Raw genomic sequence first — 26,475 nt, 5'->3', positions numbered from 1 at the left:
GTGGCGCTAGAACTGGCTGGCCGAAGCAGCTTGCCAGTCTGCAGCGAATTCTTCCGGAATCTTCTTGGCCAACAATGCCCCATCATCCAAGAAATTGTAGAGTTCGGCATAAGAGCGCTCTTGTTCATCTGCTGTGCGACGACGGATGTCGGCAGGCCGCAAGTCCGATACTTTTTCTTTGCCCATAGCCCCCAGTATTTCGCGGAAGCTTTCTAATGTCGCATCATGGAACCGGTGCACGCGTTGCCGTTTTTGGGGCACGTTTACCGCACGACCACGGATCGGGTCCTGTGTCGCCACGCCCGAGGGGCAACGGTTGGTGTTACAATGCAACGCTTGAATACACCCCACTGCAAACATCATCGCCCGCGCTGCGTTACACATGTCCGCACCCAAAGCGAATTTCTCGACCATATCGAACCCGGTCGCAACCTTGCCTGAGCTGATCACGCGTATCTTGTCCCGGAGACCTACGCCGCGCAGGCAATTGTTCACAAAAATCAGGGCCTCATTCAGAGGCATTCCTAAGCGGTTGGTAAACTCGACAGGGGCAGCGCCTGTCCCCCCTTCTGCGCCATCCACCGTGATGAAATCGGGCAGGATTTCAGTTTCCAGCATCGCTTTGCAGATGGCCATAAATTCGGACCGGCGCCCGATGCACAGTTTGAAACCCACGGGCTTGCCACCAGACATCTCGCGCAGATGTTGGACGAAGTGCATCAACCCCGTCGGCCCATCAAAAGCTGAATGGATGGGTGGAGAAATCACATCCTGATGCACCGGAACTCCGCGAATCTCGGCGATTTCTTCATCGACCTTAGCAGCCGGAAGAACTCCGCCATGAGACGGCTTCGCCCCCTGCGATAGCTTGATCTCAATCGCTTTGACGACGTCTTTCCTGGCTTTTTCAGCAAACAGATCCTTATCGAACCCGCCATCTGTTGTGCGGCAACCAAAATACCCTGTGCCGATCTGCCAGATGATGTCACCACCTTCGGCCAGATGGTGGGGCGAAAGCCCGCCCTCGCCCGTGTTATGCGCAAAACCGCCATCTTTTGCGCCGCCATTCAAAGCGCGGATCGCATTGGCGCTGAGCGCACCGAAACTCATCGCGGATACATTCAGGCGCGAAGCATCGTAGGGCTTGTCACACTGCGGTCCCCCCAGCATCACCCGCTCTTCGCTCTCTTCAACGTGCTTGGGGGCCAGCGAATGATCGGCGCGGTGATAACCCACGGTCATGATGTCGTATTGGGTACCAAACGCCTGAGTATCAACCTGCCCCTTGGCGCGGGAATAAACCAGGCTGCGGATGATCCGATTAAAAGGCCGCCCGCTTTCGTTGGTTTCAACGAAATATTGCCGGATCTCAGGACTGACAAACTCCAGCATATAGCGGAAGTGCCCCAGAACCGGATAGTTGTTCAGCACGTTATGCTTGGTGGTCAGCATATCGTAGAGACCGATGATCGCGTAGGGGATCAGAATGATCAGCAGCCAATGGGCAGGAGGCCAGTAAAAACCCCAAAGCAAAGTCAGCGGGAGGCAAACATAGCTGAGGATATAATAAAGCCTGCGAACAATCATTTTATGCTTCCCTGAGTAGCGCCGAAACAGCGTGGCCTTGATCGGTTACAGGTCCATGACCCGAACCTTCATTCAGAGCGTGGAACAGATTGGTCTGAATGCGCAAGCCCTTGCGTTTCAAACAAGCGCAACCTTTGGGTCAGCAAGGCCGGTTGATCCGCACAATCGCAATCTGTATGCCGTGGGAAGACCGGTCAACGCAGGGATAGTCGCAGTGTCAAATTCAGCCCCTGCATTCAGTCATCGCGCGCTCATGTACTCAGCCGTCTTTGTTGGCGGCGCTGCCGGATCGTTGCTAAGAGAGCTCTTTTCGTTAGAAATCCCCGGTGCTCCGTTCCTCACAGCAACGTTTGGCATCAATATCGTAGCCTGTTTTATTCTTGGTTGGCTCTATGCCATTCGTAAACGGATTCATGCGCACGTTCTGCATCTGGGTGCCGTCGGGTTTTGCGGCGGATTGTCTACCTTTTCTTCGTTCGTTGCCGAGTTGGAACGACTTGCAGAAACTGGAAATTGGTTCGTAATTATCGCCGTAAGTGCCGAAATTGCATTCGGCCTCGCCGCAGCGGTTCTGGGCGAAGCGCTGGGGCGACGCCAATTCCGGGAAACCCAGCAATGACGGCCCTGTATCTACACGCCATGTTCGCTTTGGGCGGAGGGTTGGGGGCAGTATTGCGGCATTGGCTGACGCTTCGGGTGACGCATGACCTACCCTACGCAACACTGATCGTGAATGTTCTGGGCAGTCTTCTGCTTGGGCTGTGGATCGGCTATTTAGGCGGTTCGGCTGAAATGGGTGAACAGGAAAAACGCCTTGTTTTTGGGTTTTGCGGCGGCTTCACCACGTTTTCAAGCTTTGCCTATCAGTCACTGCAGCTGCATCGCGAGCGGACAATCGTTTATGCCGCTGGAAATATCATTCTCAGCCTCGTTCTGTGCTGGTCCGCGCTCTGGCTGGGTCTTGTTTTGACACGCTAATGTACAGGGGCCGCGGCCCTTTGATCAGGCTTCGGGGCACGGCAGAAGAACAGCAACGGGATCGTCGCCAAGGCAAGCAGTCCAAGATTGTTAAACACTGTGAGGTATGAAATCATCTCGGCCTGCCGGGAAATCTCCTGCCCCAGAATAGCGGCGCCTTCTGCGCTTTCGGGTGTCAGTCCGAGCGGGGCAAGGTAAGCCTGTGCTGCGGGATTATAGGGCGTCACATTCTGGCTCAGCGCTGCAGTATTGGTCTGCAAGCCCCGCACGACCCAAGTGCCAACCAACGAGATACCCACTGATGATCCCAGCTGTCTTGTTACATTGAACAGGCCCGAGGCTTCGTCCTGTCGGGCCTTGCTGATGCTTTCGAATGCCAAAATCGACATTGGCACAAAGACCAATCCCATCCCTAGGCCGCTGACAAAACCTGGCCATGCCAATTGCCAGAACCCTGCATTCAGGTTGAGCATCCCAACCATGAAATTTCCGGCCGCAGTCAGAAGCATCCCCAGTCCTGCCAAAACTCGCGGATCAAACCGAGTGACCAGAACAGCGCCCGTCAATACCATGGAAGCGCCTGCTGCGATGCCGCGCGGTATGAACAGATGACCGGACTCGATGACCGGATAGTCGAGTAAGTTTTGCACAAAGGTTGGAAGGATGGCGATACCGCCAAACAAAGAGATCGCAAAACCCGCGATGATCAGATTGCACAAGGCAAAATTGCGATCCGCAAAAAGCCGCAGATCAACGACCGAGTTCCGGGATGTCAGTGCATGTACAAAGAAGCCCACAGCACCCATGATCGACGCAATCAGTGCGACTTGGATGATGCGAGAAGAGAGCCAATCTTTCGTCTCACCCTGATCAAGCACAAATTGCAGGCAGCCAATACCAATCGCCAGCAGCGCCAGCCCTTTCCAATCGATACCTACGTTCTCGGTCTCGTCATCGGGCAGTTCGCCAGCCAATAGCAGCAGGGCCATTGCAGCGACAGGAAGATTAACAAAGAACACCATTCGCCACGAGAAATACTCGGTCAATACCGCGCCTACAGTGGGGCCCAAAACAGGTGCAACCACGACACCGAGGCCGAAAACCGCCATTGCCTGCCCCCGTTTCTCACGTGGGAACGCATCGAACAAGATGGACTGAGATAGCGGGATCAGGAACGCGCCGAACATGCCCTGTGCAACGCGAAACGCGACGATGGTCTCTAGGCTCCATGACAGACCACACATGACAGACATGGTTGCAAAACCTGTGACGGCGGTCAGGATCAGCCGACGCCGTCCGACGCGACGCGCGACAAACCCGGTTAGCGGCATAACCACTACAGCCGAGACGATATAGCTGGTCAATATCCATGTCGCCTGATCGGTGGTAGCCCCAAACGCCGCCTGGATATGTGGCAATGCAACGTTGACAATAGTGCTGTCCAAAACCTCGAGTATGGCGCTGAGCACAACGGCCACGACAATCACACGATTGATGTGGCCTGGTTCGGTCATTGATCGGTTCCGGTGGTATCCACTATGACCTTGCTGCTGCCGCCGACGCGAAGCAGTGCGTCAGTGGGACCAAGCTCAATCCGCACCGGGAACCTTCGGGTGACCTTTACCCAGTTGCCGCTGGAGTTTTCGGACGGTAGCAAAGAAAACGTATCACCCGAGCCGCGGCCGATAGAAGCGACTTTGCCGGTCAGGGTTGTCCCCGGAAGCATATCGACTTGCACGGTGACGGACTGACCCGGGCGAATGCGGGTCAGCGATGTTTCCTTGAAATTGGCGTCCACCCACCACTCAGACGACTCGACGATGGAAAACAGCGGTGCATTGGCCGAAACAGACGAACCTGGCCGCAGAGCCAGATTCGCAATCCAGCCATCGGCCGCGGCGTAGACTTTGGTCCAGGCAAGATCGGCCTGCGCGATCTCTAAAGCAGCCTGTGAAGACAACACATTGTCCTGCCGGGCCGCGAGACCACTTTGCAACGCGGAAAGCTCGGATCTGGCGGTGGTCAATCGGGCCGAAGCCTGCGCGAATTCCGAGGTGGTTTGATCCAGCGAAGCCTGAGCCAGATCTCCGTCCGAAAATAAGGCTCGGGCGCGTTCAAGATTACTCTGCGCAGTATCGTAGAACGAAGAGGTGCTTTCGACGGCGGCCTGCGCTGCGGTGATCTGGTGCGAGAAAGACTCGGCCTGCTGAATGGCGCTATCCAGATTAGCCTGGGCCTGATCGACCGAAGATTTGAACTGTGTCGGATCAATTGTGAACAGCAAATCACCTGTCTTGACCGGCTGGTTCTCGATCACCGCGACGTTTGATACCTGCCCGGTCACCTGCGCAGCCACATAAATGATATTGGCCCCAATGTACGCATCATTGGTCGATGGATAGCGCTCTTCATGCCGCCAATACAGCAATAGGCCCACCGCAATCGCAGCAATAATTCCAGCGACGGCTACTGCTTTTAAGCGTTTCATCAGCAGCGCTCCTTCAAGGGTTACATCACGTGCATGTGCATCCGTATGGCCAGATTGCCCAGAATCCAGACGGTGCCGCCGATAATTATCAGCAGAACAAGTGTCGAGAACAGGATCAGATCAAGATCCTCACGACTGCTGCGACGGCGATCAATATGCAGGAAATAGACCAGTTGCACGACCAATTGCGCAAGCCCCAATAGGCCGATGGCCATATAGACACCCGGGGTTTCGATCCCGAACTGATGTGCAAGGGCGAAAACGATCAATGTCAGCAACAGCGAACCACCGTAGCCGATCACATAGCGCCGCCGTTCACGTTTATGCATCTCGGATCGCTTATCCATAGGCCAGCCCTCCGAAATAGACGATGGTAATTATGCCGATCCATATCAGATCGAGGAAGTGCCAGAACAGCGCAAGCCTTACCATGCGAGACATCAAAAGATCGGTCAGGCCAAACACCCTTAGCTGAATGCCCAGCACGATCAGCCACAGACATCCTGCAGCAACGTGCAACCCGTGCAGCGGAACGAGCCCATAATAGGCCGACAAAAACCCGCTGCGCTGTGGAATGCCGCCCTGGGCCGCCATGTTCATGAAATCGCGGATTTCCATAACAAGGAAGCTGAGGCCCAAGACCAAGGTCACTCCAAACCATATCACGATCCGTGCTCGTGGGAGGTTGTATTTCAGCGCGAGCATTGCCAGTCCGACGGTCAGGCTGCTGGTCAACAGAATAAGGGTCTGGGCAAAGATGCTTTTCAGATCGAACAGTTCATGTGGGCCGGGACCTCCGGCCTGTGCATCAATCATGGTGATATAGATCGCGAACATCAGGCCGAAATAGACCAGATCGCTCATCAAGAAGACCCAGAAACCAAAGGTGACAACTTCGGACGCTTTGTGGGCGCTTGCGTGATCTTCGCCGAGGTTGATCCCCGGATAGCTGTGCTTGGGTGCGCGCCTCATGTCACAGCCTCCATATCCGGGCGGGCGAGGCCGCGATTTTCCGGCGCGCTTTCATGATCGCGATCCACGGCGGCGGTGCTGTGAACCAACGCCAGCCACGCCTCGTGATCCTTGCGGACCTCTTCGGCGGGGATGATGATTTCGGAGCTTGTGTCGAAACTCCAGATGATAATAGCGAGGACTATCGCGATGGTCATTACGATGGCCAGCCACCAAACCCACCAGACCAAAGCGAACATCCAGACGCCGCTAAGCACGCAAAGGATGAAACCAATACCGGTGTTTCGTGGCATCTCGATATCTTCATAGGCTTCAGGATCGGGATAGGCCTGACCACGTTCCTTAGCGGCAGCAAAATCATCGCGATCTGTGACCTGCGGGATGATGGCGAAGTTATATGGTGGCGGAGGCGACGGGATCGACCATTCCAGCGTGCGCCCATCCCACGGATCGCCTACAGGGGCGCGAGACTGATTGCGATCGCGGATGCTGACCCAAAGTTGGATCAGAACCGAGAACAGACCACAGGTAATCACCAAAGCCCCGATGACAGCGGTGATCATATAAGGGTGAAAGCTCGGGTCTTCCCAACTGAACGATCGGCGGGGCATCCCCATGAGGCCAACGAAATAAAGCGGCATGAAGGTCAACAGAAACCCAACGGTCCAACAGAACACCGAGACGCGGCCCCAAAACTCATTCAGTCGGAACCCGAAAGCCTTGGGGAACCAATAGTTATATGCGGCGAGCAGTCCGAACAGTACGCCCGGCAGCAGCGCATTGTGGAAATGCGCAACAAGGAACAGGGTGTTGTGCACTTGATAGTCTACAGTTGGGTTGGCGAGAACCACTCCGCTGAGCCCGCCAATGACGAACAGCATCAGAAACGCGAGGCTGTAAAGCATCGGAACCGAGAATCGAATGCGACCACGATAGAGCGTCGCCATCCAGTCATAGACCTTCACCCCGGTCGGGATCGCGATCAGCATCGTGGCAATCCCGAATACCGCGTTGATCAGCGCGCTTTGCCCCATGGTAAAGAAATGATGCAACCAGACGGTGAAGGACATGACCGCAATCGACATCGTTGCGATGACCAGTGAGTTGTAGCCATAGAGCCGCTTGGCCGAGAAGGTGGCAAAAACCTCGGAATAAATGCCGTAGGCGGGCAGGACCAGCAGGTAGACTTCGGGGTGGCCAAACAGCCAGAACAGGTTGGCATAGTTCATCATGTTGCCACCAAGGTCATTGGTGAAGAAGTGGAAATCGAGATATCGGTCAGCGGCCAGCAACAATGCAGCTACGCCAAGGGGGGGCATGGCAAAGATGATCAGAATCGAACTGCAGATGATCGTCCAGCAATACATGGGCAGCCGCATGAACTTCATCCCCGGTGCGCGCAGCTTGTAGATCGTGACGGCAAAGTTGATGCCGGTCAGCGTGGTACCCACGCCCGAGACCACGATGGCCCAGATCCAGTAATCCGGCCCAACGCCGGGATTGAACGCGGCCCCGGTATAGGGCGGATATGCGGTCCAACCACCTGTTGAGAATTCGCCCACCACAAGCGAAATCATCAGCATCAGCCCGGCCGAGACAGTCAAGCCAAGCCCGATCTGGTTCATCACCGGAAAGGCCACGTCGCGAGCGCCGATCATCAGCGGGATCACATAGTTTGCGACACCAAAGACGAATGGAACCGCCACGAAGAACACCATGATAGTGCCATGGGTGCTGAACAGTTCTGCAAAATGTTCAGGTTCCAGAAATCCGTCCCCCGGCCCTGCTGCTTGCTGGGCGCGCATCACCACACCTTCCAGCACACCTCGTGCCAGCATGACGATCGCGAAGACGATATACATGATGCCGATCTTCTTATGATCAGCACTGGTTAACCAATCCCGCCAGAGAGGCCCCCACAGCCGGAACCACGTCAGGATACCAACCACGGCCACAACGCCCACAATCACAATTGCGGCAGCCGCATTTGCGATGATTTCATTTGCACCTGGGTTCTGGATCAGACCTGCGATGGGAAATGCATCCCAGCTCAAACGGCCAAAGAAACCGGTCTCTGGAGTCGTCATTCGCTTACCTCCTGCCCGTATTCAACCGTCCCCGGTTGCTGGTCTAATGGCAGAGGTTCTCCGCTGTGATAACGATGCAAGATTGATTGGAACAAGTCGCCCTCTTCCAGTGTGAAATAGAGCGCATTCAATGGCATGAGCTCGGTGCCCAATGCCGCCTGAACTTCATCCCGATCGGTGCGCCTGGCCAGCGTCTGATAAGTATCTTCGGTCAACGGAATGCCGTGCGTTTTGACACTTGCGACCCAAGCTTCAAAATCTTCAGGAGCCATGGCCTGCGTCAGGAACTTCTGTTTGGTGAAACCCCGGCCATTGTACTGCGTGTTCTCTCCCTGCATCGTCTTGGGCACGTCAGCTACCACATGTAGCTGAGTTGTCATGCCAGGCATGGCATAGATCTGCCCTGCCAGCGCCGGGATCAAGAAAGATTGCATCACAGTGTCTGTGGTCAGCGTCATCGCAACTTGCTTTTTGATTGGTATGCCTAGCTCTCCCACCGTGGCGATGCCGTGATCTGGATAGATGAACAGCCATTTCCAATCGAGACCAACCACCTGCACGTTCAGGGCTGGCTCATCACCGAATGGCGCGGAATAGGGATCAAGGCGATGCGTCGCTTTCCAGAGGTAAAAGGACAAGATCATCACGATCACCACAGGAACGCCCCACATCAGAAATTCAAGCTTTGCGGAAAAATCCCAGTGCGGTGTGTAGGCCGCGTGCCCACCCTTACGACGGCGGTAGCGAAGGGCGATCAAGGGCACCAGAACCAGAACGGGTATCACAGCAATCAGGATCAGTGCGGTCGCAAGCAGAAGATGCGTCTTTTGCACCGCTGCAATAGGGCCCTGGGGATCCATGAAGCTGTCGCTTGCCTCGACAGGGTGAGCCATCAGCAACAAGACAATCAGCGTCACCGAGGTGAGCATTGTGATGACTGACATCCGGGAAAAGGTCACGCCTGTTGATCCTCTTACGACGGGGGTTCCCGGCAACTATCGGCAGAGTCACGGAATTTCTCAAGGACTTTCGCAATACCGCCCCGACGGGCTGCTGTTGACATAAGGTCTTGCGCGCGCGAGACCGATTGTATGCGTTTGGTTCTTGCTTTCTTCACCCTGCTTTGTCTCGCACCGCCCTCGCTTGCGCAGGATCGCGCTGCAGTCGAGCGTCAGTTCCAAAGTTGGCTGGAACAAACCGTCTGGCCAAAGGCAAAGGCCAAGGGCGTTTCTAAACACACATTCCACCGCGCCTTCAATGGAGTGACTTTGAACTGGGACCTTCCGGATTTGGTTCCCCCGGGAAGCCCAAAAAAGACACCCAAGCACCAACGCCAGGCCGAATTCGGATCACCAGGGCGATATTTCACTGCGGGATCAGTTCAGGGTGCCGCGTCGGTTGGGCGCAAGATGGCGAAACGTCATGCAGATACGCTGACCCGAGTCGAGGCTGAAACAGGCGTTCCTGCCCGTATCATTCTAGCTATTTGGGGACGCGAGAGCGGCTATGGTCAGGTCCCGATCCGCCACAATGCGTTTCAGGTGCTGGGCACCAAAGGGTTCATGAGCACGCGGGCGGATTATTTCACCGCTGAACTGATTGCCGCATTGCAGATCGCCGAGTCCGATCACGGCCACGCCCTGAAAAGCAGCTGGGCAGGTGCACTGGGTCAGCCCCAGTTCATGCCCACAAATTTTCTGACCTATGCGCGTGATGGTGACGGCGATGGTCGGGCTGACATTTGGGGCTCGCCCGCTGATACGATTGCTTCGATCGGAACATATCTAGACGAGCACGGATGGGTGACAGGCCGTGATTGGGGGTTCGAAGTCAGAGTTCCGACAGCGGTTTCTTGCGCACTGGAGGGCCCAGATCAGGGGCGTTTGATCAGCGATTGGGTCGCTATGGGCGTCAGTCGCGTTTCAGGCAGGCCCTTTCCGGCGCACGAACTCAACGCCCAGGGTTATCTGATGATGCCCGCCGGGCGCAGCGGTCCAGCCTTTATCGTGACGCCCAATTTCTATGTCCTCAAGGACTATAACACCAGCGACCTCTACGCGCTGTTTGTGGGCCATGTGGGTGATCGCATTCAATATGGAGTCGGCGACTTTCGCGGTCGTTGGGGCGATGTCGGGAACCTCTACCGTTCGGATGTCGCCAGCATGCAGCAGGCGCTTGTTCAACAGGGCCATGACGTCGGTGGTGTCGATGGCCTTCCAGGATATAAAACCCGACGCTCAATCGGGCGCTGGCAAGAGGCATCTGGCCGCGCACCTACCTGCTTTCCCGATGCCGCTTTGAAAGCCGTTTTAAAGCCGTAGCGCATGAAGTGATTCGCCAAATACGCGTATCGATCACAACATATTCATCTTTGGTGATATCTCGAATTTCACGAAAATGTCACCGGCGCGAAGTGTTTCAAAATAAAATTTCTACAGCCCTGCGGGTTACAGTGCAATTCAACCTTTGTGGCCATCACCAACTGCAAACCCTTTTACCTTTGCTCCAAAACTGACAGGTTCTTAGGCAGTGAAAGATGACTTTCGCACTCGGATCTCCGACATTGCCTGATTGAAGAGAGTAAAAATACTCTATCCTGATGCGATCTAGATCAAGGTCAAGTCCTGACAAATGCCGGAGACATAATGGCAGACGAGCGTTCACCGCTGATGCGGTCTGGATGCCGTAAACCACATAAAATGGGAGTAATCACATGAACAAAATTATCCGAACCTCATTGGCGGGACTGCTGTCCTCAACCATCATCGCAGGCACCGCAATCGCAGCGGGCACGCATCCAAAGACCGGGGAAGCGCTGGCTGACGATCAAACCTTCACCTACCGAATTCTAGATGAGCACAGCTCAGTAGACCCGCAGGTTGTCGAAGATGTATCGGGCGCCGAAATTGTACGCGACCTGTTTGAAGGCCTGATGAACCAGGATGAAGACGGCAACCTTGTACCCGGTGTCGCCACCGAATTCTCAGTCAATGATACCAAAGACGTGTACACCTTTACCCTGCGCGATGAGGCGAAGTGGTCGAATGGTGATCCGGTAACTGCAGGCGACTTTGTTTATGCTTGGAAACGTGCCGTCGATCCCGAACTTTCGTCGCCCTATGCGTGGTTCATGGAACTCATGTCGATCGAAAACGCTGCCGAGATCATCGCGGGCGAGAAGTCGGTTGACGATTTGGGTGTTAAGGCAGTCGACGACAAAACACTGGAAGTCCGGCTGAGCGCCCCCCTGCCCTATTTTCCGCAGATGACCACACACTCGACAACTTTCCCTGCGCCGCAGAAAGTGATTGAGGAATTTGGTGATGCGTGGACCAAGCCTGGAAACATCGTCTCGAACGGCGCTTATGTACTGACCGAGCACCTGCCGCAAGAACGCTCTGTGCGTGAGCGTAACGAGATGTACTGGGACAACGACAATACCATCATCGACAAAGTCGTCTCTCTGGTCATCAATGACGAAAACGTCGCACTGACGCGTTATTTGGCTGGCGAGCTAGACCGCACCGAAATTCCTGCGGGTCAGTATCCGCGCCTAAAGGAAGAGCACCCGGAAGAAGCCATCAGCTTCCCGCGCCTTTGTAACTATTACTACACTTTCAACGTCTCAGATAGTGGCCCCGAAGCCTTCAAAGACCCGAATGTGCGACAGGCGCTGTCCCTGGCCGTTGATCGTGCGATCATCACGGAAAAAGTTATGGCCGGTGGTCAGCCTGAGGCTTACACATTTGCACCAGAGGCAACAGCTGACTTTACTGCGCCAGAAGTTGAAATGACTTCAATGTCTCAGGCCGAGCGCGATGAGCTGGCCAAAGAGTTGCTGGCCAATGCTGGTTATGGCCCCGACAATCCGCTGAGCTTCGAAATGGTCTACAACACGTCCGAAGCACATAAAAAGGTTGCGGTCGCTCTGAGCCAGATGTGGAAGCAAAAGCTGGGCGTTAACGCCGAACTGGCGAACATGGAGTGGAAAGTCTTTCTGGAAGAGCGTGGCAATCAGAACTTCGAACTGGCCCGTGGCGCATGGTGCGGGGATTACAACGAAGCATCGACCTTCCTGGATCTGCTGCAATCAGATTCCGGCTACAACGACGGTAAATACAATAACGCCCGCGTAGACGAATTGCTGGCCGAGGCCAAAACTTCGGACGATCCTGCGCCTCTCTATACCGAAGTTGAGCGCATCATTGCGCAGGAAACGCCTGTCATTCCGATCTACCACTATGCCGGTGTTTACATGATGGACAGTGACGTGGGGAACTGGCCGGTGAACAACGTCGAGCAGAATTGGTATTCGAAGAATCTCTACAAGATCGCCGAATAATCGTCATTGAACCTCGCCTTGTCCCGGGTTCACCGGGGCAAGGCCAATAAATACGGGGGGCATCAAATGCTTGCCTATAGTGTTCGGCGACTGCTTGTCGCCATTCCGACGATCCTGTTATTGATCGTCGCCTGTTTTTTCCTGATGCATGTTGCGCCCGGCGGGCCCTTCACCTCGGAACGGCCATTGCCGCCGCAGGTTCTGGCCAATATCGAGGCGCGGTACGGGCTGGATCAACCGCTGTGGAAACAGCTTTGGGACTATCTATACAACATCGTCGTGCATTTTGATTTCGGACCGTCCTTCAAATTCAAAGACAGGGACGTCAATGACATCATCGCGCAGGGTTTCCCAATCTCGCTGACCTATGGATCGCTGTCCTTTCTGATGGCAACGTGCGTTGGCGTCGCGCTGGGAATTGCCGCTGCGATTAAGCACAACAGCTGGATCGACTATTTCGCGGTGGGTCTGGGTATTGCCGCACAGGCCCTTCCGAACTTCATCATGGGCCCGATCCTGATCCTGACCTTCACACTTTGGCTTGGATGGCTGCCGGGTGGAGGTTGGCATGGTGGCCAGTGGCAGTATCTGGTCATGCCGGTCATCGCATTGGCGACGTCCTACATGGGCTCGATCGCAAGGATCACACGGTCGTCAATGCTGGAGGTTCTGAACTCGAACTTCATTCGCACCGCGCGGGCAAAAGGATTGCCGACAAGAACCGTGATCTGGCGCCATGCGCTTAAGCCAACTTTGCTGCCCGTTGTCTCGTATCTCGGACCGGTTTTCGTCTACGTCCTGACCGGTTCGGTTTTTGTCGACATCTATTTCTCGACCGGTGGATTGGGGCAGGCCTATGTGGGTTCCGCCCTGTCGCGAGATTATGCGGTGCTGTTAGGGGTCACCATCCTTTATGGCGCGCTGACCGTGGTTGTGAACCTTCTGACTGACCTGGCTTATGCCTGGTTCGATCCAAAAATCCGTTACTGAGGGGCAGGCAATGCTTGGAAAATCACAAAAAGCTGCCCATCTGGCCGAGGAAATCACCGATTACACGGTCATTCAGGGTCGCTCGCTTTGGCAGGACGCACGGATGCGTTTTGTCCGCAACAAGGCCGCAATGGCCAGCGTTTTCATTCTGGCTCTGATCGTGTTGTTCACGATTTTTGGGCCATATTTTGCGGTCTGGAACAATGAAGAGATCGATTGGAACGTTATGGGTGACGTGCGCGGCATGGGAATGCCATCCATCGAATCCGGTCACTATTTCGGCGTCGATGATCTGGGGCGCGATCTTTACAGCCGCGTCATTCAGGCCACGACCACCTCGCTTCTGGTTGGTCTGATTGGGGCTGCAACTGCTCTGATCGTCGGCACCTGCTATGGCATCACCGCCGGCTATATCGGCGGGCGCACCGACAGCGCCATGATGCGGTTCGTAGATATCCTTCTGGCGATACCGGCAACACTGATCATCATTCTGCTGCTGGTCGTGGCAGGACGGTCCTTCTTTATGCTGTTCATCGCCTTGGGCGCAGTCGGTTGGCTGACGATGGCGCGGATTGTTCGGGGGCAAACCCTGACCCTGAAGAACCGCGAGTTTATCGAGGCCGCCCGTGCTGCTGGCGTCAGCGAGTTCACCATTATGTACCGCCACATCCTGCCTAACCTGTTGGGCGTCGTGATCGTGTATGCCTCGCTGCTGGTGCCTGAGATGATCCTGACGGAAAGCTTCATCTCGTTCCTCGGTCTCGGAATCTCGGAACCCTATACGTCGTTAGGTCGCCTGATTGCCGAAGGGGCTGGTACCATGGCGTATGGCACGCTTTGGCAGCTGATGTTCCCACTCACTTTCTATGTCGCCATCATCATCACCATGTTCTTCATCGGTGACGGGTTGCGCGACGCTCTGGACCCGAAGGATCGCTGATATGAGCCTGTTTTCCGTGAAGGACCTGAACGTCCGATTTGATACGCCCGATGGTGTGGTTGAGGCCGTGAAAGGCATCAGTTTCAATATCAACCCAGGTGAATGCCTCGGCATCGTTGGTGAAAGTGGTTCCGGCAAAAGCCAAACGTTTATGGCCGCGATGGGGCTTTTGCCACCTGCGGGCCACGCGAATGGTTCCGCAATGATGAATGGGCAAGAAATCCTGAATTTGCCCGTGAATAAGATTAACAAGATCCGCGGCTCTGATGTTGGCATGATTTTTCAGGATCCGCTGACTGCGCTGACCCCACATCTGCGGGTTGGTCAGCAGATGCGCGAAGTGTTGCAGGTGCATGAGGGCCTGCAAGGCTCGGCTGCCCGCCAACGCTGCCTTGACTGGCTCAACCGCGTGCGCATTCCCGAAGCGGCACGGAGGTTGGATCAGTATCCGCACGAACTGTCCGGCGGTATGCGTCAGCGCGTGATGATCGCGATGTCGATGCTGTGTAATCCCAAACTGCTGATCGCGGATGAGCCAACGACCGCGCTGGATGTAACCGTACAGGCGGATATTCTGGACCTGATGGTGCGGTTACAAGAGGACGAAGGTACGGCGATTGCGCTGATCACCCACGACATGGGCGTGGTCGCACGCATGTGTGACAATATTCAGGTCATGCGCATGGGCGAATTTGTCGAGGCCGGGGACACGCGCGAAATCTTCCGAGCGCCCCAGCATGACTATACCCTCACGCTGCTGGCGGCGATGCCACGCATCGACGCCGGTAATGCACCCAAAGCTTTGCCCCAAGTGGAAGAGCCGTTGCTGAAAGTAGATGACGTCAAGGTTCATTTCCCGATCCATGTCTCAGGTGGCCTGTTCGGGCGCAAGGTGCCCTTGAAGGCCGTCGATGGTGTCAGCTTCGATATTCGCAAGGGTGAAACTCTGGGCGTTGTCGGTGAATCTGGTTGCGGCAAATCCACATTGGCGCGCGCCGTTTTGCAATTGATTGAGCCCAGCGGTGGAAACGTCAGTTGGCTGGGCACCCCAATCGTCGGACTGAAACGCGCTGAGCTAAACAAATACCGCAAGGATTTGCAGATCGTGTTCCAAGACCCGTTGGCAAGCCTTGATCCACGGATGACAATCTCGGCCTCCATCGCGGAACCTTTGAAAACCTATCGCCCGGACCTGACTGAACGCGAGCGCAAGGAACTGGTTGCCGCGATGATGGAGCGCGTTGGCTTACCAGCCAATATGATCAACAGATACCCGCACGAACTGTCGGGTGGGCAAAATCAGCGCGTGGGAATCGCACGCGCCATGATCAACAAGCCAAAGCTGATCATATGCGATGAAGCAGTCTCGGCCCTAGACGTGTCCATTCAGGCCCAGATCGTTGGATTGTTGCGCGAATTGCAACAAGAGTTCGGCCTGTCGATGATCTTTATCAGCCATGATCTCTCGGTGGTGCGCGCTGTATCAAACCGGATCATGGTTCTGTACCTGGGCCGCATCGTCGAGTTGGGCGATGGTGAGGTGATCTGTTCCGAACCGATCCATCCCTATACCAAATCCTTGATCTCAGCCGTTCCGATCCCTGATCCGGATGTCGAACGCAGCCGCCAACGGCTTAAATTGCCCGGAGAATTGCCGTCCCCGATGGATCCCAAGGCGGCGTTGCGATTCCTGCCTAGCAGGCTGACACAGGGCGAAACAAGCTATGTTCCCAAGCTCAGCGAGGTAGCCCCGGACCATTTCGTCGCAGAGCACGATCCTTTGGAAGCCATAATGGCGAATGCTTGAGGCATTGCACCCCGGTCTTCGGGGTGCAAGTTGGTCAACATGGAATGCATGGCCGCCCGAGCAATGTATTGGGCGCTTAAGCTCAGTCATGTTTCGTTTTGACTCTGCCCTTAAGTTAGTGGCAAATTTCTGCAAGCCACGGCAGACCTGCCGGGTGAGATTGATTGATAGGTATTTTGGTCTTATGTGAGGGCTTCGGCATCTCCAAAAGGCGTCGACAATATACAGAATTTGTGAGGTAGTATGGTACGCAAGGTCACCAAGGCGATTTTCCCCGTTGCGGGCATGGGTACACGGTTTCTTCCGGCGACAAAATCGGTGCCAAAGGAAATCATGACATTGGTCGACCGTCCCTTGGTTCAATACGCCATTGATGAGGCGCGTGCCGCTGGTATCACCGAGTTTATATTTGTGACATCGCGTGGGAAATCAGCGCTTGAAGACTATTTCGACCACAATCTCGTTTTGGAACAAGACCTGAAATCCAAGGGCAAAGACGACCTGCTTGAGGTATTGAACGCGACAAATATGGAAAGCGGCGCGATTGCCTATATTCGCCAGCACAAGGCGTTGGGACTGGGGCACGCTGTTTGGTGCGCACGTCGGTTGATCGGTGATGAGCCCTTTGCCGTGATGTTGCCCGATGATGTGATTGCCGCCGACAAGCCCTGCTTGCAACAAATGGTTGAGGCTTATGAGGAAACAGGTGGCAACATGGTTGCCGCGATGGAGGTTCCACAGGAAAAAACGAGTTCCTATGGCATTTTGGATACGGGCCAAAATGTTGGCACTGTTGTCCGAGCCAAAGGAATGGTGGAAAAGCCAAAGCCTGAGGAGGCGCCGTCTAATCTAGCGGTCATCGGCCGTTATATTTTGGGGCCTTCGGTTCTATATAATTTGAACCAAAAGAAGAAAGGCAGTGGCGGAGAAATCCAGTTAACCGACGCGATTGCCGAAGATATTCAGAACGGCGTACCTGTTTTTGGATACAAATTCGACGGTCAGAGGTTCGATTGCGGCTCGAAAGCCGGCTTTTTGCAAGCAACGGTTTCATTCGCTTTAGCCAGGGATGATCTGCGCGACGATCTGAACCAATACTTACATGACATTGTTGTTTCAGATCGGGCCGCACAATAGCCCGAATTGTATCGTCTGATCAGCGTGTTTTAGTTTGTTTTGAGTGCTTCAGAAAAGGCGGGTATCGTGAGCAAGGTCTATCCTGTAATTCTATGTGGTGGGTCCGGTACACGGCTTTGGCCGTTATCGCGCAAAAGCTATCCAAAGCAGTTTGTACCCCTGATCGGTGAAACCAGCCTGTTGCAACAATGTGCGGATCGGCTGCGAGGCCCTGACGATGCGCCTTACGCCAAGCCCATGATCCTGACCAACGAAGCTTTCCGCTTTGTTGTGCCCGAGCAGTTGATGGAAATCGGGATTGATCCCGGTTCAATCCTTATCGAACCGGAAGGTCGTAATACTGCCCCGGCGGTTTTGGCTGCTGCCCTGCACCTTTCTTCGATTGATTCTGATGCGATAATGCTTGTGGCGGCATCGGATCACGTCATTCCAGACACCCAAGCCTTTCACGCAGCCGTCGCCGAAGGGATGCGCACAATCGGCAAGAGTGGCGACCTTGTGACTTTCGGGATTACACCGGACCGGCCTGAGACCGGATATGGTTATCTGAAACTTCGGCAGGCACCTGATGCTTCGGGTGCTTCGGTGCCGCTTGACCGCTTCGTTGAAAAGCCTGGTCTGGACAGCGCCAAGGAAATGGTCGCCGATGGAAGCTACCTTTGGAATTCCGGAATATTCCTGTTTGCGGTTCGCGATATCCTTGCAGCATTTGATCAACACGCCCATGACCTCTTGGCTCCCGTCAAAAAAGCGGTTGACGAAGCGCAATCCGATCTGGGTTTTCTCCGGCTTGATCCAAAGGCATGGGAGACCGTTCAGGATATCTCGATCGACTATGCGGTTATGGAAAAATCCAGCAATCTCAGTGTCGTACCTTATGGCGCCGGTTGGTCCGATGTTGGCAGCTGGTCTGCGGTGCAAGAGTTGAGCGCGCCTGATACCAACGGTGTTGCGACCGCAGGAGAGGTGACTGCAATCGATTGCCGCAACGTGCTTGTGCGTTCGGAATCCCCCGCGCAAGAGGTTGTCGCGATGGGGTTGGAAAATGTGATTACGGTCGCAATGCCGGATGCGGTTCTTGTCGCCAGCATGGACCGGGCGCAGGATGTCAAACAAGCGGTCTCGGCCTTGAAAGCAAAGGGCGCAAAACAGGCTGAATCTCTGCCCGTTGATCACCGTCCGTGGGGCTGGTTCGAAAGCCTGGTCATCGGGGATCGGTTTCAGGTCAAGCGTATCCACGTTCATCCCGGTGCGTCGCTCAGCCTTCAGTCTCATCATCACCGATCCGAACATTGGATTGTGGTGGAAGGGACTGCCGAGGTGACGATCGATGACAAAGTTCAACTCGTTTCAGAGAACCAATCGGTCTACGTGCCCTTGGGCGCAGTGCATCGGATGGTTAACCCTGGTAAAGTGCCCATGGTGTTGATCGAGGTGCAAACCGGGACCTACCTGGGTGAAGATGACATCATTCGCTACGAAGATGTCTATGCGCGCGACTGAACTTTGTGCTCAGAAACCATCTGAGTTTGCCAATACTTGATGGCGGCTGCTGTCTGAGCAGGTGCCAGCCATTCATCGAACTAAAACACTAACGAAAAGAAACCCGGGCGTTCGCTTCGGTCAGGCGAGATTTACGCGGATCACGGCAGGGTGGCGCGCAATCATTGTCGGACCGACACCACAGGAGGATGCCCGTGCCACAAAATTCGCCTCGTTTGAATCTCCCTTATTTACAACCTGCTCAGGCCCAAAAACACGTGACGCACAATGAGGCCCTGCGGGCCTTGGATTTAATTGTGCAACTGAGTGTTGTTTCGATCGATGCGACGATCCCGCCTGCTGCACCTGAACAGGGCGAAGCGCACGCGCTTGGTGCGGCCCCGACGGGACTGTGGAGCGGACAGGATGGTAAGTTGGCGGCCTGGTTGGACAATGGTTGGCATTTTCTGGCCCCGAACGTAGGTTGGAGAGTCTGGGACCAAAGCGCAGGATTATTGAGAGTCTGGGACGGATCGGTGTGGATCGACCCTCCAGTCAACACACAAAATCTTGCCGGGATCGGAATTTCAACCGGTTCGGACAGTACGAACCGTCTTGCTGTGCGCAGTCCAGCCACTTTGCTGACCCACGAAGGCAATGGGCACCAACTTAAGATCAACAAGGCCAGCGCTGGTGAGACCGCTTCGTTACTATTTCAGTCAAACTGGACCGGTCATGCTGAGATGGGTCTGTCAGGCAATACGGATTTTTCGATCAAAGTCTCGCCGGACGGCGGAAACTGGTCCGAGGCGCTGCGGTTCGACGCAGCAACCGGCATCGCCAGCGGAGCGGCCGTGCAAAGCAGTGCGGATGACACCACTTCAGGTCGCTTGATGCGAGCGGATTACGGCTATGGGCCCGGCAATGTGCTGGGCTCAGTTTCTGAAAACAACGGCGCCCCCAGTGGGGCGGTGATCGAGAGGGGTAGCAACGCAAATGGCGACTTTACGCGGTTTGCTGATGGGACCCAGATTTGTACCGCGACCCTCAGTACTGTGGACTGCACCACCGCAACTGGCAGTTTGTTCACCAGTGGAGCCGCAACATGGGATTTACCGATCGCCTTTGCCACCGGGTCACCCCCTGCCCTCAGCGGGAATGGTGGTGGGATCGAGCGATTTATCGGGTTCGCCGCACCTTCAGAAACACAGGTCGCCTATCAAGTCATGGCGCACTCCTCAGATGCGACCCAGTTAGCACCCACAGTAATCGCAATTGGCCGCTGGTTCTGAGCCACGAGACCGTTCGGGGCATCTCCCGAACGGTTATTTCGCACGCAAACCGGTTTCCGATTGCTCCAGGAACCATGCATAGGTCTGACGTATCCCCTCCTCCAGTCCAATGCTGGCTGTCCAACCCATATTGGTCAGCCGGGATACATCCATTAATTTCTGCATCGTACCATCCGGTTTGTCCGGGTCATAACTGACCCGGCCAGTGAAGCCGGTGATACGGGCCACAGTTGCGGCCAGTTCCGCGATCGAAATATCCTGGCCCGTGCCAACATTGATGTGGCTTAGCATCGGTTGTGTATTGGCATCATAGGTGCCGCGCGGAAGGTCCAGCACGAACAGTGCCGCTTTGGCCATGTCGTCGACATGCAGGAACTCTCGCCGGGGTGTTCCGGTTCCCCAGATCGCAACTTCCTCAAGCCCGTCACGTTTCGCCTCGTGAAAGCGGCGGATCAGAGCGGGTAGTACATGGCTGTTTGCAGGGTGAAAATTGTCGCCGGGGCCATAAAGGTTGGTTGGCATGACAGATCGATAGTCGACACCATGTTGACGGTTGTAGCTCTCACACAATTTGATCCCGGCGATCTTAGCGATGGCGTAGGGTTCGTTCGTCGGCTCTAACGGACCGCTTAGAAGCGCGTCTTCACGCATTGGTTGGGTGGTTTTGCGTGGATAGATGCAAGAACTTCCAAGTTGCAGCAGCCGATTTACGCCTGCGGAAAACGCCTGATGGATCACGTTGCATTCGATCATCAGGTTTTCGTAGATGAAATCCGCCGGATGGGTGTTGTTTGCATGGATGCCGCCAACGCGCGCTGCGGCCAGGATCACAATTTCGGGTTGTTCCAAGTGCATAAAATTTTGAACCTGAACCTGATCGGTCAGATCCAATTCGGCCCGCGCGCGTGTGATTAATTCAATGCCTTCACCCGCTTGCTGCCGCTGCTGCAGTTTTCGCAGAATCGCGCTGCCGACCATACCGCGATGACCTGCCACGTAGACTCTGCGTGTCCCAGCCATATCAGCCGTTTTCCCGCGTTAGAGGTGCTGCAAGCCCGTGTTCCCTAAGCAGTGCGTTGCGCCGTGCGACTTCAAGATCCTCGGCCACCATCTCGGCGCACAAATCCTGCACGGACGTCTCGGGTTCCCAGCCAAGTTTCTGCTTGGCTTTGGACGGATCACCCAGCAACGAATCCACCTCGGCTGGACGGAAGTATCGGGGGTTAATACGCATCACGATGTCCCCGGCTTTCAAGGCCGGTGACTTGTCCCCGATTACCTCGCGGACAATAGCGACTTCGTCGACGCCTTCGCCCGAAAACTCTAACATGATCCCCAACTCGCTGGCAGACCACTCGATGAACTGGCGCACGGAATATTGCTGGCCAGTCGCGATCACAAAGTCCTCAGGCGTGTCTTGTTGCAGCATCAGCCACTGCATCTTCACATAGTCACGGGCGTGCCCCCAGTCGCGCAGGCTGTCGATATTGCCCATGTGCAGACAATCATCCAATCCCTGCGCGATATTTGCGAGGCCCCGCGTGATCTTACGTGTCACAAAGGTCTCGCCACGCCGGGGGCTTTCGTGGTTGAACAGGATACCGTTGCAGGCGTACATCCCGTAGGCTTCGCGGTAATTTACTGTGATCCAATAGGAATACAGCTTGGCGACCCCATAGGGTGAACGGGGGTGAAAAGGCGTCGTCTCGCGCTGCGGAGTTTCCTGTACCAGACCATAAAGTTCCGAGGTTGATGCCTGATAGAACCGCGTCTTGCCCTCAAGCCCCAAAAACCGGATCGCTTCGAGCAGACGTAGAGTGCCCAGACCATCCACATCCGCGGTGTATTCAGGCGATTCAAAACTCACTGCCACATGGGATTGCGCTCCGAGGTTATAGATCTCGTCTGGCTGCACTTCCTGAATTATCCGCGTCAAGTTTGATGTGTCGCTGAGGTCGCCATAGTGCAGATGCAATCTGGGGTCCGGTTCATGCGGGTCCTGATAGATATGGTCGATCCGCTGCGTGTTGAACGATGACGCCCGGCGTTTGATACCGTGAACCTCATAACCTTTGGCGAGCAAAAGCTCGGCCAGATAAGAGCCATCCTGACCCGTTATGCCGGTGATCAGTGCCGTGTTGCTCATGATTGTGCCCCGATGGATCAGTTTCGCCTGCTTGTTCCTCCAAAAACAGCAAGACCCGACCGAATGCAAGCCAACGGGTTACAGGGCTGCTGTCCAAACCCGATATCGGCCCTGACCCGTCACTTCGCGGATTAACCCCCTATCGCTAAGCTTGTCCAGATTGCGCTGCGCCGCTGCGCGCGAGGCTTGGGTCAGTTCCTCGGCCAAGGGAGTAGATACCATAGGCCAAGCGGTCAGCGCGTCGATCAAAACGGGCGGCGTCCGACCGCTTAGATCCGATATGGCCTCACAGGCGCGGTCTTCCCACGCGCTGATCCGATCCAGATGTAACAGGGCGGCAAGGGATGCCTGGCCCGCACCCCTGATCCAGGCCGAGAGCTTTTCGTCTAGCGCACCTGCCCCGCGCAGCGCACCGGGGCCGGACAAAGAAAGCGGCATGAACAATGCTCCACCTCGGCCCATTGTGGCGGCATGGCGGGCCGCGATTACGGCGGCTTCGGTGTCTTGTCCAATGCCCGGAGACAACGCGCGCCACGCATGAAATCCGATTGCGGACTGGGTCACCGGGTGTAAACCAGCTACATTTCGCATCGTTTCCGCCAGATCGATAATTGCCTCGGGCACGTCCTCGATCCCTTGCGCCTGACGGTCAAGAAACGCTGTCAACCCAGCGTCCCACCCACCCTCAGATGGACCCGCACCCGCAGATAACCGACGAACGGCCCATCCAGCCCGGTAGAGCGCCTGCACATCGTCACTGGTCGCCCCGATCCGCAAACCGGTCCAAAGCGCGAGCCGATCGACGCTGATCCGATCGCCCGTCCACCAGCCCAAATCTGATACTTCCATTAAAGCCAGCCGGTGGCCCCAACCCTTGGGGCCCGCACGCAACCGTTCATCCAGTGCGCCAAAGGTCACGGCCAGATCGGCAAGCTCGGCGGACAGTTCGCTCTGGGCTGCACGCCAGTCCCTTGGATCAAACAGCATACTCTGATCAGGCCTGGATACCGAGGGCAAGAATTCTTCGGGTTCATCCTCGTTAGAAGGCGGGAGGAACCATAAATCCTCATCTTCGGGCGGATCGGTATCGTAGATGCTGCGCGGCCCTTCGTCCAAGGCCTCATCATCGGGGTCCGGTATCTGAGGGTTCGGCTTCATGTCTTGTATTCTTCGGACATTTGCCGCAGTTCACAAGTGGTTTTCCGGCATCCTCAGGATCAGCCGGTAAACGCCTCGGTCAGAACGTCCAGCTCACCGCTCAAATCCGTCTGCGCATCGCCGCCCAACAGCATGTAGCCATAGCCATCCTTGGCCCATGTCGCAGTTGCGAGACCACTAAGGACCGCGAGATTCACATCTTTGGACGGCGCCGCGGGCCCCTGCCGTATCACACAAAACGCGAGCGGGTTCCCCTGAGCATCTGCGAACACAACCTGCACCAGCGGCTTACCGTTGAATGAAAGTACCTGAGCGCGTTTCAGATCAAGGCCCGGCAGATTCTCCAGAACATCGCGATTCAGCGACCGCCCCAGCTTGGCTTCGGCCCGGGCAAACTGTGCATCCAGGCTTTGCTGAGAATTGTCCAGATTTGCGATTGTGTCCGGTGAATAAAGGGATTGGTAGATCGCGGCTTGTTCGGCCCATCCCAGTGCCTCGGGCCTCGTTGCCCAGAAAGTTGCAGACACCGCGATAACGGCAACTGATGCGGCGACCGCTAGCAGACGCAGAGGCCCGGCACTGGATGGTGCGGCGGTAGGTTCGAGCAGATCGACCGACGGCGCCTCAACTGGAACGTCTTTGAAAACCTGCTGCACAACCGGGGCGAAGGGATCCAATGCCATCAAGCGGGATTCAAGCACAGCATCTTCCGCTACCGCATCTTCGATGGCGCGGGCTTCGGCCTCAGCAAGGCTGCCTTCCAGATAGGCCAGAAGTGTTTCGTCGGAAAACTTCATTTGCCACTCCGTCGCACTGCGCTGTCCGCATCGTGCTGCATTACGGTTTTCAGTTTCTGCCGGGCATTGGACAGCCGGCTCATGATCGTGCCGATGGGAACGTCCAGCATAGCTGCTGCTTCGCGGTAGCTGTAGCCTTCAACAAACACAAGCATAACCGTTTCGCGCTGCGCCTCTGGCAGTTGCATCACTTGGGTAAACACCTGAGCGGCGAAAATATTCGTTTCTGAATCAGGACCACTTGCGACCAGCTCTGCCTCAGGGGTCACCGACAATGCCTGGGCCTTGCGCACCGACCGCGCCCGTATCTCGTTCAGCCAGATTGAGCGGCAGATCGTCATCAGCCAGCTATCCAGTCGCTCATGTGATGTGACCTGGTGGTGTTTCTCCAACGCCCGCAGGGCCGTTGCCTGCATAAGATCGTCCGCTATATCCGAGGCCCCTGACAGCGCCAACCCAAACCGCCAGACCCGTTTTGAATGGGTCTGGATCGCGCCGCGTACGGCTTGTTCGCTGCTCATTTCAACACTCATCGAATAATTCGCGATCTGTGCGTGTTTGATTTGACATGGGACCGGGTCCGCTTGGTCAGAACTGTCATAGACTCTGGAGGAATGAAATGAAACTTCTGCTCAAATCAATCACGATTGCGTCGGCTTTTGTTGCAGGTCCGGTACTGGCCGCAGATTGGACATTGAACCCCGACGCCTCTCATCTGGCCTATGGAACGGTCAAAATTGATGATGTGGGCGAGGTCAATTCCTTTACCAACCTCTCGGGCCATGTCAGCGGCGACGGTAAGGTCGAGATCGATATCGATTTGTCTTCGGTTGAAACGAATATCGACATCCGCAATGAAAGGATGATCGAATATGTGTTCCGCAAAGCCCCGACCGCGACCTTGACTGCGGAAATTGACATGGACGAGGTCTCCAAGCTGGACGTGGGTGCCAGCAACACGGTTGAGGTGGATGCAAAACTGGCTCTGGCAGGAACCGAAGTAGAGTTCTACACCGACATGTTCATCCTGCGCGTGGCCGAAGACGCGGTCATGGTGTCAACCAACGACATGGTTTTCATCAGCACCGAGGATGCGGGCGTTTCTGCAGGCGTCGACAAATTGATGGAACTGGCGCAGCTGCCCAGCATCACCCGTACCGTGCCCGTTACGGCACGGCTGATGTTCAGCCTTGATAGCTGAATAAAGCGCCAAAGCTTGACCCCGGCTTAAGCCCCCCAAGTATCGCTCAGGCGATAGCCGCCGGGCCATGGGTCATCGGGGTCTAGCATATGCTGGTGTGTACCCGTAATCCAACCTCGGCCCGATATTTCCGGCGTGATCGCCACGCGACCGTTCAGATCAAACTGATCAACGATACGACAGCGGAATTCACTGTCGATAACCGACCGCGCATGGTAGCGGTCGGTCAACGTCATCTCTCCTTTGGCCAGCAAAACGGCCATCCGGGCCGATGCGCCGGTGCCGCAGGGAGAACGATCCAGCTTACCCGGCTTGATGGCGACGGTATTGCGACCTGTGAGGACGTCGCCCTGCCGATCCAGCGGGCCTGCGATCTGGCAGAATGAAATGTGGTTCCAATCTTTGGTGGGATGATTGAAGCCAAGCTGCGCATTGGCGGCGTCAGTAATCCGTGCTCCGGTCCTTGCCAGATCGGCACCTTCATCTGGCGTCAGAGAAAACCCCAAATCGGCGGCATCTACGATTACGAAACTGTCGCCACCAAATGCGGTATCCACCCGCAGTGTCCCGATCCCTTCGACCTCGATCCGGGCATCGAGTTTGTCGACGAAACTTGGAACGTTCTGCACAAAGATACGTTCGGCCTTGCCATTGCAGCATTCGGCGCGGACGCGGACGAGCCCACCGGGCGCTTCCAAGGTCAGACGGCTTTCAGGCTCGCGCATCGGAAGTATGCCGCTATCCAGCAAGACAGTAGAGACACAGATAGAATTAGACCCGGACATGGGCGGCGTGTCTTCAGGTTCCATAATGATAAAGGCCGCGTCAGCTTCAGGGTTTTTGGGTGGCACCAGCAGATTCACATGGCGAAAAACACCGCCGCGGGGTTCATTCAGCATGAAATCCCGCAGGGTCTGGTCCTCGGCGATAAAGGTCCTCTGGTCCCAAACCGTTTCCCCAGGGGGCGGAGTGACACCTCCGACAATGACGTCGCCCACTTCGCCTTCGGCATGAGCCGAGATCACATGGATGGTTTTGGAGCTGCGCATCGGGCCTCCTCGAAAACAGCCG

24 protein-coding genes are annotated in these 26,475 nt (G+C 55.7%); 11 read left to right on the top strand and 13 right to left on the bottom strand.

Annotation, left to right across the window (positions count from 1 at the left end):
- Window positions 1-6: 6 nt before the first annotated feature.
- Window positions 7-1,587 (bottom strand): FMN-binding glutamate synthase family protein, encoded by a 1,581-nt coding sequence (locus ACR0B3_RS12210; RefSeq protein WP_480809318.1) that lies wholly within the window; start codon window positions 1,585-1,587, stop codon window positions 7-9.
- Window positions 1,588-1,642: 55 nt separating this feature from the next.
- On the opposite strand from ACR0B3_RS12210, the gene ACR0B3_RS12205 reads away from it, so the two are divergent.
- On the top strand, window positions 1,643-2,206 hold the full coding sequence (locus ACR0B3_RS12205) for a fluoride efflux transporter FluC (protein ID WP_480809317.1): 564 nt from the start codon (window positions 1,643-1,645) through the stop codon (window positions 2,204-2,206).
- On the top strand, window positions 2,203-2,565 hold the full coding sequence (crcB, locus tag ACR0B3_RS12200) for a fluoride efflux transporter CrcB (RefSeq protein WP_480809316.1): 363 nt from the start codon (window positions 2,203-2,205) through the stop codon (window positions 2,563-2,565). Before ACR0B3_RS12205 ends, crcB begins: the two co-directional genes overlap by 4 nt.
- On the opposite strand, the gene ACR0B3_RS12195 is transcribed toward crcB, so the two are convergent.
- Genes ACR0B3_RS12195 through ACR0B3_RS12170 form a run of 6 tightly spaced genes read right to left on the bottom strand, consistent with a single transcriptional unit; the run spans window position 2,562 to window position 9,071 of the window.
- A complete protein-coding gene (locus tag ACR0B3_RS12195; protein WP_480809315.1) occupies window positions 2,562-4,079 on the bottom strand; it encodes a DHA2 family efflux MFS transporter permease subunit in 1,518 nt (505 codons plus the stop codon). The two genes, crcB and ACR0B3_RS12195, sit on opposite strands and share 4 nt — an antisense overlap.
- Complete coding sequence (locus ACR0B3_RS12190; RefSeq protein ID WP_480809314.1) at window positions 4,076-5,053, bottom strand: HlyD family secretion protein; 978 nt, start codon at window positions 5,051-5,053, stop codon at window positions 4,076-4,078. The genes ACR0B3_RS12195 and ACR0B3_RS12190 overlap by 4 nt, the downstream gene beginning before the upstream one ends.
- A gap of 20 nt (window positions 5,054-5,073) precedes the next feature.
- Window positions 5,074-5,400, bottom strand: a complete 327-nt coding sequence (locus ACR0B3_RS12185; protein WP_480809313.1) for a cytochrome o ubiquinol oxidase subunit IV — start codon at window positions 5,398-5,400, stop codon at window positions 5,074-5,076.
- Complete coding sequence (locus ACR0B3_RS12180; RefSeq protein ID WP_480809312.1) at window positions 5,393-6,025, bottom strand: cytochrome c oxidase subunit 3; 633 nt, start codon at window positions 6,023-6,025, stop codon at window positions 5,393-5,395. The genes ACR0B3_RS12185 and ACR0B3_RS12180 overlap by 8 nt, the downstream gene beginning before the upstream one ends.
- Window positions 6,022-8,112 (bottom strand): cbb3-type cytochrome c oxidase subunit I, encoded by a 2,091-nt coding sequence (locus ACR0B3_RS12175; RefSeq protein WP_480809311.1) that lies wholly within the window; start codon window positions 8,110-8,112, stop codon window positions 6,022-6,024. The genes ACR0B3_RS12180 and ACR0B3_RS12175 overlap by 4 nt, the downstream gene beginning before the upstream one ends.
- On the bottom strand, window positions 8,109-9,071 hold the full coding sequence (locus ACR0B3_RS12170) for a cytochrome ubiquinol oxidase subunit II (protein ID WP_480809310.1): 963 nt from the start codon (window positions 9,069-9,071) through the stop codon (window positions 8,109-8,111). Before ACR0B3_RS12170 ends, ACR0B3_RS12175 begins: the two co-directional genes overlap by 4 nt.
- A 132-nt stretch (window positions 9,072-9,203) precedes the next feature.
- Between ACR0B3_RS12170 and ACR0B3_RS12165 the strand changes: the two genes are divergently transcribed.
- The 8 genes from ACR0B3_RS12165 to ACR0B3_RS12130 all read left to right on the top strand — a co-directional run bounded on the left by ACR0B3_RS12165 (window position 9,204) and on the right by ACR0B3_RS12130 (window position 20,102).
- A complete protein-coding gene (locus ACR0B3_RS12165; RefSeq protein WP_480809309.1) occupies window positions 9,204-10,433 on the top strand; it encodes a lytic murein transglycosylase in 1,230 nt (409 codons plus the stop codon).
- A gap of 392 nt (window positions 10,434-10,825) precedes the next feature.
- Entirely contained in the window at window positions 10,826-12,454 is a 1,629-nt protein-coding gene (locus ACR0B3_RS12160) for a peptide ABC transporter substrate-binding protein (RefSeq protein WP_480809308.1), read from the top strand.
- A gap of 66 nt (window positions 12,455-12,520) precedes the next feature.
- Entirely contained in the window at window positions 12,521-13,444 is a 924-nt protein-coding gene (gene oppB / locus ACR0B3_RS12155; protein ID WP_480809307.1) for an oligopeptide ABC transporter permease OppB, read from the top strand.
- 10 nt (window positions 13,445-13,454) lie between these two features.
- Window positions 13,455-14,384, top strand: coding sequence for an ABC transporter permease subunit (locus ACR0B3_RS12150; RefSeq protein ID WP_170685620.1), 930 nt, complete (start codon window positions 13,455-13,457; stop codon window positions 14,382-14,384).
- A 1-nt stretch (window position 14,385) separates the two neighbouring features.
- Window positions 14,386-16,191 (top strand): ABC transporter ATP-binding protein, encoded by a 1,806-nt coding sequence (locus ACR0B3_RS12145; protein WP_480809306.1) that lies wholly within the window; start codon window positions 14,386-14,388, stop codon window positions 16,189-16,191.
- 243 nt (window positions 16,192-16,434) lie between these two features.
- Window positions 16,435-17,328, top strand: a complete 894-nt coding sequence (gene galU, locus ACR0B3_RS12140; RefSeq protein WP_480809305.1) for a UTP--glucose-1-phosphate uridylyltransferase GalU — start codon at window positions 16,435-16,437, stop codon at window positions 17,326-17,328.
- Between the two features lie 66 nt (window positions 17,329-17,394).
- Complete coding sequence (locus ACR0B3_RS12135) at window positions 17,395-18,831, top strand: mannose-1-phosphate guanylyltransferase/mannose-6-phosphate isomerase (protein WP_480809304.1); 1,437 nt, start codon at window positions 17,395-17,397, stop codon at window positions 18,829-18,831.
- A 188-nt stretch (window positions 18,832-19,019) separates the two neighbouring features.
- On the top strand, window positions 19,020-20,102 hold the full coding sequence (locus ACR0B3_RS12130) for a DUF2793 domain-containing protein (protein ID WP_480809303.1): 1,083 nt from the start codon (window positions 19,020-19,022) through the stop codon (window positions 20,100-20,102).
- A 33-nt stretch (window positions 20,103-20,135) separates the two neighbouring features.
- On the opposite strand, the gene fcl is transcribed toward ACR0B3_RS12130, so the two are convergent.
- The 5 genes from fcl to ACR0B3_RS12105 all read right to left on the bottom strand — a co-directional run bounded on the left by fcl (window position 20,136) and on the right by ACR0B3_RS12105 (window position 24,724).
- The gene (gene fcl, locus ACR0B3_RS12125) at window positions 20,136-21,122 is read right to left on the bottom strand and encodes a GDP-L-fucose synthase (protein ID WP_480809302.1); all 987 of its coding nucleotides are present in this window, start codon (window positions 21,120-21,122) and stop codon (window positions 20,136-20,138) included.
- 1 nt (window position 21,123) lies between these two features.
- The gene (gmd, locus tag ACR0B3_RS12120; RefSeq protein ID WP_480809301.1) at window positions 21,124-22,248 is read right to left on the bottom strand and encodes a GDP-mannose 4,6-dehydratase; all 1,125 of its coding nucleotides are present in this window, start codon (window positions 22,246-22,248) and stop codon (window positions 21,124-21,126) included.
- Window positions 22,249-22,326: 78 nt separating this feature from the next.
- Window positions 22,327-23,406, bottom strand: coding sequence for a helix-turn-helix domain-containing protein (locus ACR0B3_RS12115; RefSeq protein ID WP_480809300.1), 1,080 nt, complete (start codon window positions 23,404-23,406; stop codon window positions 22,327-22,329).
- 59 nt (window positions 23,407-23,465) lie between these two features.
- A complete protein-coding gene (locus ACR0B3_RS12110; RefSeq protein ID WP_480809299.1) occupies window positions 23,466-24,203 on the bottom strand; it encodes a hypothetical protein in 738 nt (245 codons plus the stop codon).
- Complete coding sequence (locus ACR0B3_RS12105; RefSeq protein WP_480809298.1) at window positions 24,200-24,724, bottom strand: RNA polymerase sigma factor; 525 nt, start codon at window positions 24,722-24,724, stop codon at window positions 24,200-24,202. Before ACR0B3_RS12105 ends, ACR0B3_RS12110 begins: the two co-directional genes overlap by 4 nt.
- A gap of 98 nt (window positions 24,725-24,822) precedes the next feature.
- Here ACR0B3_RS12105 and ACR0B3_RS12100 point away from each other — a divergent pair, with 98 nt between their 5' ends.
- Window positions 24,823-25,404, top strand: coding sequence for a YceI family protein (locus tag ACR0B3_RS12100; protein ID WP_480809297.1), 582 nt, complete (start codon window positions 24,823-24,825; stop codon window positions 25,402-25,404).
- A gap of 26 nt (window positions 25,405-25,430) precedes the next feature.
- On the opposite strand, the gene ACR0B3_RS12095 is transcribed toward ACR0B3_RS12100, so the two are convergent.
- The gene (locus ACR0B3_RS12095) at window positions 25,431-26,453 is read right to left on the bottom strand and encodes a trans-3-hydroxy-L-proline dehydratase (protein WP_480809296.1); all 1,023 of its coding nucleotides are present in this window, start codon (window positions 26,451-26,453) and stop codon (window positions 25,431-25,433) included.
- Window positions 26,454-26,475 lie beyond the last annotated feature (22 nt).

It is taken from the genome of Ruegeria sp. CE9 (assembly GCF_056537425.1).
The sequence above is the reverse complement of the archived record's forward strand: the minus strand, read 5'-3'. Positions and strand labels throughout refer to the sequence as shown.